This is a genomic window from Pseudorhodobacter antarcticus, from assembly GCF_900110135.1.
Lineage (GTDB): Bacteria > Pseudomonadota > Alphaproteobacteria > Rhodobacterales > Rhodobacteraceae > Pseudorhodobacter > Pseudorhodobacter antarcticus.
In genome coordinates this window covers 16,305-28,076 of the sequence record NZ_FOCO01000040.1, presented here as the reverse complement: position 1 = coordinate 28,076, position 11,772 = coordinate 16,305, and the positions used below count along the sequence as shown (strand labels likewise).

The following is an 11,772-nucleotide window of genomic DNA, read 5'->3' as shown; positions in this document are numbered from 1 at the left end:
ACGCCCATTACAGAAGTCGTGGGATAAGTCTGTCCGGGGATAGGGGAACCCTCACCGTCAGACCATTTGTGCAACAGAGCCCCGCCGATACGGACTTCGATGTTGGGTTTGGTTTCTTCAACGGTGATGTCTTTGCCGTTCTCGTCATTGCCTTTCACCTTTATCGTTTTCTCGGCCCCCAGATGTTCCACCGCTTTGGAAATGCGGTCAGTCATGTGGCCTTGTTCGGCGGTGCGGGTTTGACGCTCAGCCGTGTAGACGCGGATGAGGGCGAGGGGGCGGAGACGAGGGCCCCAAGGGCGGTGATAAGGCCGAGGAAAGCGAGGATGTGCCAGCGCAGGTTGGCGGTTTGCTGGGCGGGGTTAAAGTCATCGACCATGCGCACGAGGGCGATGAGGATATAGGCGATGAGGGTGAGCCAGATGGGGGCCAAGAGGGCGGCGACCGTATCCATTGCAGTGAGGGGTTGCGAGATTTGGGTGTTATGGGTTTGGCGGAAATATGTGAGGGAGCCGTAGACCACAAGGCCCACGCCTGCGAGGAGGAGGGCGAGCAGGATGGTGTGAAGGAAGGGTTCGGTCATGGCGGGCCTTGCGTCTGGGTTGTGCGATATGGGCATGGGGGGCGGGTTTGGGCAAGAGGGGGAGTGCGACCCTATCTGGTGTTTGGTGAGATGGGGGGGACGGGGTGAACCCCGACCTACTTGGGGGGTGTTGGCGTGTGGCGCGGTTTTCGGGCTGCTGGGGGGTACACATTTGGGGGGTGGGGGATTATATGGCGGGTTGGCGTGGGGTGGTGATTTCGCTGGCTTGCGGACAAGACGCGCCGGATATAGGGTGCGCGGCAATTAAACAGGGGCTTTGGCGGTGTGCCGGGCTTTGGAACCGGGGCGGATGCTCCACCGATTGACCGGGGCGGATGCCCCACCGACTGAGAGGATGACTTTGATGTTTGCTACTCCCGCTTATGCGCAGGCTGCTGGTGGTGCCATGGGCGCTGTAACCTCGCTGATGCCGCTGATTTTGATCTTTGCGATCATGTATTTCCTGCTGATCCGTCCGCAGCAAAAGAAGCTGAAAGAGCATAAGACCATGGTGGAAGCGCTGCGGCGTGGCGACCAAGTGCTGACGCAGGGCGGTATTTTGGGCAAGGTTGTGAAAGTGGCCGAGGACGGGATCATCGAGGTGGAGATTGCCGAGGGTGTGAAGGTCAAGGTAATGAAGCACACGGTCGCACAAGTGATGTCCAAGACCGAGCCTGCGGCGGCCTGATTTCAGGTTTCACGGTTTCTAAGGTCAGGCCTACAGTTCAGAAAGCCCATATCCTATGTTGAATATCCCGCTGTGGAAGCGCGTTTTGATCTGGGGGCTGTGTGCCCTTGGGGTGGTCATGACTGCGCCGAACCTGTTTTACACGCAGGTGGAAACGCATAATGATGCCGTGATTGCGGTGGAAAAGGCGGGGGGGGTGGCAAGCCCGGAGCAAGAGGCGGCGCTGGCGCTGTGGCCATCGTATTTGCCGACGAATTTGGTGAATTTGGGGTTGGATTTGCGCGGCGGGGCGCATTTGCTGGCCGAGGTTCAGGTGGCGGATGTGTATGCCGCGCGGATTGATGGCATGTGGCCGGATGTGCGCGATGCGTTGCGCGATGTGCGGGACCAAGTTGGCAATGTGCGCAGGCAGCCATCGGTGGACGGTGTGTTACGGGTGGCGATTTCGACGCCTGCGGGGATGCCTGCGGCGTTGGAGGCCGTGCGCGCGCTTGCGGTGCCGGTGGTGACGCTGACGGGGGCGGGGCAGACCGATATTGAGGTCACGGCAGAGGGCGACACGATTGTGGTGCAACTGTCAGAGGCCGAGCGGGTATCGACCGACACGCGCACCATGCAGCAATCGCTGGAGATTATTCGCCGCCGCGTTGATGCGGCGGGCACGCGTGAGCCGACAATTCAGCGGCAAGGCGATGACCGGATTTTGATTCAGGTGCCCGGCATCGGGTCGGCGTCGGAGTTGAAGGCGTTGATTGGGACCACGGCGAAGCTGACGTTCAACCCGGTTGTGGGGCGGACGGGCGATGCGGGGGCCAATGCGGGGGCGCGCAACTTGTTGTTGCCATCGTCGGACGCGCCTGGCGAATATTACATTGTGGAACAAACCCCCGTCGTGACGGGTGAGGATTTGACCGATGCGCAGCCTGCGTTTGACCAAAACAACCGCCCCGCGGTGAGTTTCCGGTTCAACCCATCGGGTGGGCGCAAGTTTGGCGATTACACGGCCAATAACATCGGCAGCCCGTTTGCGATTGTGTTGGACAATGCGGTGATTTCGGCGCCGGTGATCCAGTCGCATATCTCGGGCGGGTCGGGGATTATTACGGGCAGTTTCAGCGTGGAGGAAAGCACCAATCTGGCGGTGCTGCTGCGCGCGGGGGCGTTGCCTGCGGAGATGACGTTTTTGGAAGAACGCACCATTGGCCCGGAGTTGGGCCAAGACAGCATTGACGCCGGGCGCATGGCGTCTGTGGTGGCGATGCTGGCGGTTGTGGTGTTTATGGTCGCATCTTATGGCTGGTTTGGCGTGATGGCCACGGTGGCGCTGGGGTTCAACGTGACGTTGATCTTTGGCACCCTAAGTCTGATCGGGGCCACGTTGACGCTGCCGGGGATTGCCGGGATTGTGTTGACCATCGGCATGGCGGTGGATGCCAATGTGTTGGTGTTTGAACGCATCAAAGAGGAGTTGAAAACCGCGCGGGGGCCAGCCCGGGCGATTGAGTTGGGGTATGAAAAGGCGTTGTCGGCGATTGTCGATGCCAACGTGACCACCTTTATCATCGCGGTGATTTTGTTCATGGTGGGGTCTGGCCCGGTGCGCGGGTTTTCGATCACGCTGGGGATTGGGATTATCACCTCGGTATTCACAGCGATTTTTGTGACGCGGCTGTTCGTGGTGACGTGGTTTCAATACCGCCGCCCCAAAACCATAGAAGTGTGAGGGCGAACCGATGCGTTTGAAACTTGTCCCCGATGTGACGAATTACAACTTTTTTGGCTATGCCCGCGCGACGTTTGGCGCGTCGGTGGTGGCGGTGATCATCTCCGTCATTTTGGTCATTACGATGGGCCTGAATTTTGGCATCGACTTTAAGGGCGGCACGACCATTCGCACGGAAAGCGCGCAGGTTGTCGATATTGGAGCCTACCGCGCGGCAATGGTGCCGTTGGATTTGGGCGATGTGTCGATCACGGAGGTGTTTGACCCCAGCTTTGGCGCGGAAAAAAACGTGGCGATGGTGCGGGTGCAAGCGCAGGAGGGGTTTGAGGCGGTGACGCCTGAACTGATCTTGGCGATTGAGCAAGCGTTGCAGACGGTTGACCCGAGCATCACATTCCCATCGGTGGAATCGGTGGGGCCAAAGGTTTCGGGCGAATTGATTTGGTCCGCGATTTTTGCGGTTGTGGGCGCGACCAGTGCCATTTTGATTTATATCTGGTTGCGCTTTGAATGGCAGTTTGCGGTGGGTGCTGTGGTGGCGCTGGTGCATGATGTTGTGGTGACAGTGGGCATTTTCGCACTGTTCCAGATCAAGTTTGATTTGGCGGTGATTGCGGCGCTGCTGACCATTTTGGGCTATTCGATCAACGACACCGTGGTGGTGTTTGACCGTTTGCGCGAAAACCTGATCAAGTATAAAACCAAGCCGTTGATTGAGGTGATGAACCTATCGGTGAACGAGACGTTGAGCCGGACCGTGCTGACATCGGGCACCACGCTGATTGCGTTGATTGCGCTATTGGTGCTGGGCGGCGATGTTATTCGCGGGTTTACCTTTGCGATTGCGTTCGGGATTGTGATTGGCACCTATTCGTCGGTCTATGTGGCGAAAAACGTGGTGTTGTATTTGGGCCTGAACCGCGACCCCAATAAGGACAAAACGCCGGGGTCGCCGTTTTCCAACGTGGATGCGTAAACGATGCGGTTGACGGAAATCACCTATGACAATGCCCAGCCCATTGACAGCTATGGGCCGGGTTTCTTTCGGATTGCCGGAAAGGTGCTGCGCGGCCCGGTGGTGGTGACACCTTGGGATGCGGGGCCGTGGGGGGGCCTTGATGATACCGCCACGCCGTTGGCGTTGGCGGGCAAGATTGACGTGTTGTTTGTGGGGATGGGCACGGAAATTGCCCATGTGCCGCCTGCGTTTCGGGCAGCGATTGAGGCGGCGGGGATTGGCGTTGAGGTGATGAATTCGCCCGCTGCCGCGCGCACCTATAATGTGCTGCTGTCGGAAGGGCGCCGGATTGCGGCCGCCTTGTTGCCTGTGGTGTGAGTGCGGTCACGTTTGCGTTAAATTCCCCGTATTCGTCCCTTGCTGGCAAGGCGTGCTGGACGGACGATCGCGAGAATAAGGGCCGTACTGGTTGACAGCATGGCACAGCAGCACCAGATAAGATGTCCAAGTGGGGAAAGCCGTATGTTGCCGACATTCGGGACAGGGCTTTCCTGCCAATAAAGGAAATGAGATGAGCCAGATCAAATCCCCCAGCTATCCCGTATTGCCGTTGCGCGATATTGTGCTGTTTCCGCATATGATCGTGCCGCTGTTTGTCGGGCGCGAAAAATCAGTGCGGGCGTTGGAAGAGGTTATGGCAGAAGATCGCCAAATCCTGTTGTCCAGCCAGAAGGACCCAACCGTGGACGACCCGCAAGCAGACGGTATTTACCGCGCGGGCGTGTTGGCCAATGTGTTGCAACTGCTAAAGCTGCCCGATGGCACTGTGAAGGTGTTGGTGGAAGGCAAAACGCGGGTGTGTATTACCAATTTTGTTGAAAACGATCGGTTCTTTGAGGCCGAGGCGGTGGCGCTGGAGGAAACCCCCGGCGATGCGGCGACAGTGGGCGCGTTGGTGCGCGCTGTGGCCGAAGAATTTGAACGCTACGCCAAGATCAAGAAAAACATCCCCGAGGAGGCGCTGGTGGCTGTGGCCGACACGCGCGAACCGTCGCGGTTGGCCGATTTGGCCGCCGGGCATTTGGGGATTGAAGTGGCCGACAAGCAGGTCTTGTTGGAGACGCTGGACGTAGCCGCGCGTTTGGAAAAAGTATACGGCCATATGCAAGGCGAGATGAGCGTTTTGCAGGTGGAGAAAAAGATCAAAACCCGTGTGAAAAGCCAGATGGAGCGCACCCAGCGTGAATATTATTTGAATGAGCAGATGAAGGCCATTCAAAAGGAGTTGGGCGACGGCGAGGACGGCCAGAACGAAATTCTGGAGTTGGAAAACCGCATCGCCAAAACTGCTTTGTCCAAAGAGGCGCGCGAAAAGGCGGATGCTGAGGTTAAAAAGCTGAAGAATATGAGCCCGATGAGCGCGGAAGCGACCGTTGTGCGCAACTATCTCGATTGGTTGCTGGGCGTGCCGTGGGGCGTGAAATCCCGTGTGAAAAAGGATTTGGCCAAGGCGCAAGCGGTGCTGGATGCCGATCACCACGGGCTGGAAAAGGTCAAAGAACGGATCATCGAATATCTGGCGGTGCAGGCACGGTCGGCCAAGCTGAAGGGGCCAATTTTGTGTCTGGTTGGACCGCCCGGTGTTGGGAAAACATCGCTTGGGCGGTCGGTGGCGAAAGCCACGGGGCGCGAATTTATCCGCATTTCCCTTGGTGGGGTGCGTGATGAGAGCGAGATTCGGGGGCACCGCCGCACCTATATCGGGTCGTTGCCGGGCAAGATCATTCAAGCGATGAAAAAGGCCAAGACGACCAACCCGTTGATTTTGTTGGATGAAATTGACAAAATGGGGCAGGATTTCCGGGGGGATCCGGCATCGGCCATGTTGGAGGTGTTGGACCCGGAACAGAATGCGACCTTTACCGACCACTATCTGGAAGTGGAATATGACCTGTCGAACGTCATGTTCCTGACCACAGCCAACAGTTACAACATGCCAAGCCCATTGCTGGACCGGATGGAGATTATTCCGCTGGCGGGCTACACCGAGGATGAAAAGCGCGAGATTGCAAAGCAGCATTTGATACCGAAGCAGGTGACGAACCACGCGCTGAAAAAGGGTGAGTTTTCGATCACCGATGATGCGCTGTTGGAGGTGATCCGCACCTATACCCGTGAGGCGGGCGTGCGTAACTTGGAGCGCGAGCTGGCAAAGCTGGCGCGCAAGGCGGTGACGGAGATTGTGAAAGCGAAAACCAAAGCGGTGCAGGTGACGATTGAGGGGCTGGAAGGGTTCCTTGGGGTGAAGCGGCATCGGTATGGGTTGGCGGAAACTGAGGACCAAGTGGGGGTTGTGACGGGCCTTGCGTGGACATCGGTGGGCGGCGAATTGCTGTCGATTGAGGCGCTGCGCCTGCCGGGCAAGGGCCGGATGAAAACCACGGGCAAGCTGGGCGATGTGATGAAGGAGTCCATTGATGCCGCGTCATCTTATGTCCGGTCGATCAGCCCGCAGATTGGGGTGAAGCCGCCGAAGTTTGAGACGATTGATATCCATGTGCATGTGCCGGATGGGGCGACGCCCAAGGATGGACCAAGCGCCGGTTTGGCGATGGTCACGTCGATTGTTTCGGTTTTGACGCAAATTCCGGTGCGCAAGGATATTGCGATGACGGGTGAAGTGTCATTGCGCGGCAATGCGATGCCGATTGGCGGCTTGAAGGAAAAGCTGTTGGCGGCGTTGCGCGGCGGTATCAAGACAGTGTTGATACCGAAGGACAATGAAAAGGATTTGTCGGAAATTCCCGACAATGTGAAAGAGGGTTTGACGATTATCCCCGTCAGCCATGTGCGTGAAGTGCTGAAATTGGCACTGGTGCGCCAGCCAGAGCCGATTGAGTGGGATGAGGCCGCCGAAGAAGCCGCCGCAGCCGCACGCAAGGCAACGGCGGATGCAGCGGTGCAGCACACCGCGCATTGACCCAAGCTTGATCGCAAAGGGGCGCAGGGGAAACCTTGCGCCTTTTTGCATGGGGGGGAGGGCGAAGCCGAAATCCCCAGTTTGCAAATACTGCGATTGCCGTTAGTTTATTTCTAATCGCAGAACAAACAAACAGCAGGACCCAATGGCCACACCCAAAACCGCCGCCGCCAAACCAAAATCTGCAAAACCAGTTGAGACGCGCGGGCCGCAGGGCGTGCCTGCCCCCAGCATCAAACCCGCCGCTGTTGTGGTGGCAGCGGTGTCTGTCGTTGGTGCGCCCCCTGCGATGACCGACCAGACCGCCAATGCCGATAGCGACAGCGCGCAGGCGCCCATGTTGAAAAAACAGGCGTTGGTGGACCGGGTTGTGACGGCGACAGGGGCCAAGAAAAAAGATGTGAAGCTGATTTTGGAAGCCGCCCTTGGGGTGCTGGGCGATGCGCTGTCGGCGGGCGAGGAGTTGAACCTGCCGCCCCTAGGCAAGGTGAAAGTGAACCGCCAAAAGACCGAAGGCGGGGCGGAGGTGTTGATCTTGAAATTGCGGCGCGGCGGCGGCAAGGTGGGGGCAGCACAAGACCCGAACGAAGGGGTTGCAGAGGACGACGAAGACGATTAAACCGCGCCGCACGGGTGATTAGCTCAGTGGTAGAGCGCTTCGTTCACATCGAAGATGTCAGGGGTTCAAATCCCTTATCACCCACCATGATTTGGCAGTGATGCCCCAAGCGCCCACCTTTTTGGTGGGCGTTTTGCGTTTTGGCGCGGGGTTTGTTGTGCCGCGCGCGGCAATCGTTTAACTGGGGCGGGAATCCATCGGGCCGTTGCGGCCTTTGACAACCGGGGGCCGATATGACGGGCAAAAACGGGCTGACCTATGCCGATGCGGGCGTGGATATTGATGCGGGCAACGCGTTGGTGGAACGGATCAAACCAGCGGCCAAGCGGACGAACCGACCCGGCACCATGTCGGGGCTGGGTGGCTTTGGCGCGCTGTTTGATTTGAAAGGTGCAGGGTTTGTGGACCCGATACTGGTCGCGGCCACGGACGGGGTTGGCACCAAGCTGCGCATTGCGATTGATACCGGAAATGTCGATACCATCGGGGTTGATCTGGTGGCGATGTGCGTGAATGATTTGGTGTGTCAGGGTGCGGAGCCGTTGTTTTTTCTTGATTATTTCGCGACGGGCAAGTTGGAATTGGAGCAGGCCACGCGGATTATCAACGGCATTGCGGCGGGGTGCGAAGCATCGGGTTGCGCGTTGATTGGGGGCGAGACGGCGGAAATGCCGGGGATGTACCACAAGGGCGATTTTGATTTGGCGGGCTTTGCGGTAGGCGCGATGGAACGCGGCACGGCGCTGCCTGCGGGGGTTGTTGCGGGTGATGTTTTGTTGGGGCTGGCGTCGAATGGCGTTCATTCCAACGGGTATTCGTTTGTGCGCAAGGTTGTGGAGCGGTCTGGGCTGGCTTGGGATGCGGACTGTCCGTTTGGGGAAGGTGATTTGGGCGCGGCGCTGCTTGCACCCACGCGGTTGTATGTGAAATCCTGCCTTGCGGCAGTGCGGGCGGGCGGCGTGCATGCGCTGGCGCATATTACAGGGGGGGGGCTGACCGAGAACCCGCCGCGGGTGATCCCTGACGGCTTGGCTTGCGAGATTGACCTGTCGGCGTGGGCGTTGCCGCCGGTGTTTCGTTGGTTGGCGCAAACGGCGGATATGGCGGAAGCGGAGCTGTTGAAGACGTTTAACTGCGGGATTGGCATGATGTTGGTGGTTGACGCCGCGCGGGCGGATGCTGTGGCGGCGGTGCTGCGTGAGGCGGGGGAAACCGTGGTTGCGATGGGCCATGTGGTGCCTGGTGAGGGTGTGATTTACAAAGGTGCCTTGCTGTGAAGCGGGTTGCCATCCTGATTTCTGGGGGTGGCTCCAACATGGTGACGCTGTGCCGGGATATGGTGGGGGACCACCCCTGCCGCCCGGTTTTGGTGGCGTCAAACGACCCCGGCGCGAAGGGTTTGGTGCGCGCGGCGGATATGGGGATTGCCACGGCGGCGGTCGATCACCGAGCGTTCAAAGGTGACCGCGCGGCATTTGAAGCGGCGTTGCTGGCCCCGATTTTGGCAGCGGCGCCTGATATTTTATGCCTCGCGGGCTTTATGCGGGTGCTGACGCCGGATTTTGTGGCGCGGTTTGAAGGGCGCATGTTGAACATTCATCCCAGTTTGCTGCCGAAATACCCCGGCCTGCACACCCATGCCCGCGCGATTGCGGCGGGGGACGTTGAGGCGGGGTGTTCGGTGCATGAGGTGACGGCGGTTTTGGACGCAGGGCCCGTTTTGGGGCAAGCGGTTGTGCCTGTGCGGCCCGGCGATACCGAGGCCGATTTGGCCGCACGGGTGTTGGTGCAAGAGCATGTGCTGTACCCGGCGGTGTTGCGCAGGTTTGCCAGCGGGACGCGTGGGATGCTGTTGATTTAGCCCGTTTTACGGCGTGAAATAATCGGGGTGGGCGGATTGTATGCCGGGCAAGTCCGCCTCGATCAAGCGCAGGTGGGTGCGAATTTCAGCCTCGGCGCGGTCGGGGGCGCGGGCGGATATGGCATCGACCATGCGGGCGTGCGCGTCGATCAGCGCGGGGATGGGGAAATCTTGGAGTTGCAAAAACCGCACGCGGTCCATCTGGGATTTCAGGCGTTGCAGGTGATCCCAAGCGCGGGCCTTTCCAGCAATCTGGGCGATGGTGCGGTGGAAGGTTTCATCCAAACCCATGAAATCGGCGGGGGTTGCGGCGGCGGATTGCCGAGCCACAAGGGCGCGCAGGGTTTGTAGGCCCTCGGGGGTGGGATTTTGGCAAGCAAGGCGGATCAGATCCACCTCGACAGCTTCGCGCACGAACCTTGCATCCAGCACCTCTAGCGCGTTGATTTTGGACACGAATGTGCCGCGCTGGGGGCGAATGTCGAGCAACCCTTCGCCCGACAGGCGCAAGAACGCCTCCCGCACGGGTTGGCGGGAGGTGCCGATGGCATCCGCGATATCTTGTTCAGAAAGCCGGGTGCCGGGGGGCAGGATGCCCGTGAGAATGGCGTGGCGCAGCGCGGTTGCCGCCTGCGGTTGGACGCTGCGGTTGGGATGCAGGGCGAACTGGAAGGCGGCGGGCAGGGTCATGGCGGCCTTTGACAGCTGGGACGGATTTTACCTTTTCGCAGGAAAAACCGGGTGTGGGAAGGTGGCATGATTGAATATTTGCGCGATTGGGTTGGCAAATTGGGGGGTGGGGTATAGGGGGGACACTTGGTTTTTGACGGCGGGGCAGCAGCGCAATGATGACGTATTACCTTTATCGGCAGCAGTGGTTTGGCAATATCCGGGCGGATTTGCTGTCAGGGCTGGTGGTGGCGCTGGCGCTGATACCGGAGGCGATTGCGTTTTCGATTATCGCGGGCGTGGACCCCAAGGTGGGGCTGTATGCCAGTTTTTCCATTGCGGTGATTTGTGCGTTTACGGGCGGGCGGCCGGGGATGATTTCGGCGGCGACGGCGGCGACGGCGGTGTTGATGAAGCCGTTGATCGATGTGCATGGGCCGGAATTGGGGTTGCAATATCTGTTGGCGGCGACCGTGTTGGCGGGGCTGTTGCAGATTTTGGCCGGGATGTTTCGGCTGGGACGGGTGATGCGCTTTGTGTCCCGGTCGGTGATGACGGGGTTTGTGAATGCGTTGGCGATTTTGATTTTTCTGGCGCAGCTGCCCGAATTGGATGTGCGCAATGAGGGCGTGACCGCGCTGACGTTTGTGTTGGTGGCGGCGGGGTTGGCGATAATCTATTTGTTTCCGTATGTTACCAAGGCCATTCCATCGCCGTTGGTCACCATCGTGGTGTTGACGGGTGCGGCCTTTGTGCTGGGGTTTGACACGCGGGTGGTGGGCGACATGGGGGCGTTGCCGGACACGTTGCCGTTTTTGCTGTTGCCCGACATTGCCCTGACGATGGAAACGTTTTGGATTATTCTGCCGGTATCGGCGGCGATTGCGGTGGTAGGGCTGCTGGAAAGCCTAATGACCGCCAGTTTGATTGATGATTTGACCGATACGCCATCGAGCCGCGACCAAGAGTGTATTGGCCAAGGGCTGGCCAACACCGCGACCGGGTTTATTGGTGGCATGGCGGGCTGTGCGATGATTGGGCAAAGCATGATCAACATCAAATCGGGCGGGCGGGGGCGGTTGTCGTGTTTCGCCGCCGGCGTGTTTTTGCTGTTTTTGATCGTGGCTTTGGGTGATTTGGTGCGCCAAATTCCGATGCCTGCGCTGGTGGCAATTATGATTATGGTCAGCATTGGCACGTTTTCTTGGTCGTCGCTGGGGGCGATGCGGGTGCATCCGCGGTCCAGTTCCATTGTGATGTTGGCGACGGTGGCGGCCGTTTTGTACACCCATAACTTGGCGATTGGCGTAGGGATTGGGGTGCTGTTGTCGGGGATATTCTTTGCGGGCAAGATTGCGCAACTGTTCCGCGTGACATCAGTATTGTCAGCAGATGGGCGGGCGCGGACCTACAGCGTGCAGGGGCAGTTGTTTTTCGCAAGCGTTGAGGATTTCATGAAAGCGTTTGATTTCCATGAGGTTTTGGACCGCGTGGTGATTGACGTGTCGGGTGCGCATATCTGGGATATATCGTCGGTGGCGGCACTGGATATGGCGGTGCTGAAGTTTCGGCGCGACGGGGCGGAGGTGGAGATTGTGGGCATGAACACCGCATCCGAAACCATTGTTGATGAGCTGGCGCTGCACGACAAGCCCGGCGCGCTGGACAAAATGCTGCAACATTAAGGGGGA

General features: G+C 59.0%; 12 protein-coding genes and 1 tRNA gene. 10 read left to right on the top strand and 3 right to left on the bottom strand.

What is annotated here, in order from left to right:
* Together BMY36_RS15420 and BMY36_RS15415 are read right to left on the bottom strand one after the other, a co-directional pair.
* The coding region (locus BMY36_RS15420) for a hypothetical protein (protein WP_139194090.1) at positions 1-215 on the bottom strand (215 nt) is incomplete at its 3' end.
* Positions 212-619, bottom strand: coding sequence for a hypothetical protein (locus BMY36_RS15415; protein WP_050520582.1), 408 nt, complete (start codon positions 617-619; stop codon positions 212-214). The genes BMY36_RS15415 and BMY36_RS15420, both read right to left, overlap by 4 nt.
* Before the next feature lie 328 nt (positions 620-947).
* Between BMY36_RS15415 and yajC the strand changes: the two genes are divergently transcribed.
* The 9 genes from yajC (at position 948) to purN (ending at position 9,412) form a co-directional block, all read left to right on the top strand.
* Positions 948-1,271, top strand: a complete 324-nt coding sequence (gene yajC / locus BMY36_RS15410) for a preprotein translocase subunit YajC (RefSeq protein WP_139194088.1) — start codon at positions 948-950, stop codon at positions 1,269-1,271.
* 55 nt (positions 1,272-1,326) lie between these two features.
* Positions 1,327-2,994, top strand: coding sequence for a protein translocase subunit SecD (gene secD, locus BMY36_RS15405; protein WP_050520584.1), 1,668 nt, complete (start codon positions 1,327-1,329; stop codon positions 2,992-2,994).
* A gap of 10 nt (positions 2,995-3,004) precedes the next feature.
* A complete protein-coding gene (gene secF, locus BMY36_RS15400) occupies positions 3,005-3,970 on the top strand; it encodes a protein translocase subunit SecF (protein WP_050520585.1) in 966 nt (321 codons plus the stop codon).
* 3 nt (positions 3,971-3,973) lie between these two features.
* On the top strand, positions 3,974-4,330 hold the full coding sequence (locus BMY36_RS15395; protein ID WP_050520586.1) for an Mth938-like domain-containing protein: 357 nt from the start codon (positions 3,974-3,976) through the stop codon (positions 4,328-4,330).
* A 193-nt stretch (positions 4,331-4,523) separates the two neighbouring features.
* On the top strand, positions 4,524-6,932 hold the full coding sequence (gene lon / locus BMY36_RS15390; RefSeq protein ID WP_050520587.1) for an endopeptidase La: 2,409 nt from the start codon (positions 4,524-4,526) through the stop codon (positions 6,930-6,932).
* A 145-nt stretch (positions 6,933-7,077) separates the two neighbouring features.
* Positions 7,078-7,551 carry an HU family DNA-binding protein gene (locus BMY36_RS15385; RefSeq protein ID WP_231579753.1) on the top strand — a complete coding sequence of 158 codons (474 nt, stop codon included), beginning with the start codon at positions 7,078-7,080 and terminating at the stop codon, positions 7,549-7,551.
* Positions 7,552-7,563: 12 nt separating this feature from the next.
* Positions 7,564-7,638 (top strand) — tRNA-Val (locus tag BMY36_RS15380).
* A gap of 146 nt (positions 7,639-7,784) precedes the next feature.
* Entirely contained in the window at positions 7,785-8,828 is a 1,044-nt protein-coding gene (purM, locus tag BMY36_RS15375; protein WP_050520588.1) for a phosphoribosylformylglycinamidine cyclo-ligase, read from the top strand.
* Entirely contained in the window at positions 8,825-9,412 is a 588-nt protein-coding gene (purN, locus tag BMY36_RS15370; RefSeq protein ID WP_050520589.1) for a phosphoribosylglycinamide formyltransferase, read from the top strand. The genes purM and purN overlap by 4 nt, the downstream gene beginning before the upstream one ends.
* A 6-nt stretch (positions 9,413-9,418) precedes the next feature.
* Here purN and BMY36_RS15365 read toward each other — a convergent pair whose 3' ends face one another.
* Entirely contained in the window at positions 9,419-10,102 is a 684-nt protein-coding gene (locus BMY36_RS15365) for a GntR family transcriptional regulator (RefSeq protein ID WP_082224907.1), read from the bottom strand.
* A gap of 158 nt (positions 10,103-10,260) precedes the next feature.
* On the opposite strand from BMY36_RS15365, the gene BMY36_RS15360 reads away from it, so the two are divergent.
* Entirely contained in the window at positions 10,261-11,766 is a 1,506-nt protein-coding gene (locus BMY36_RS15360) for a SulP family inorganic anion transporter (protein ID WP_414811689.1), read from the top strand.
* The last annotated feature ends 6 nt before the right edge of the window (positions 11,767-11,772 follow it).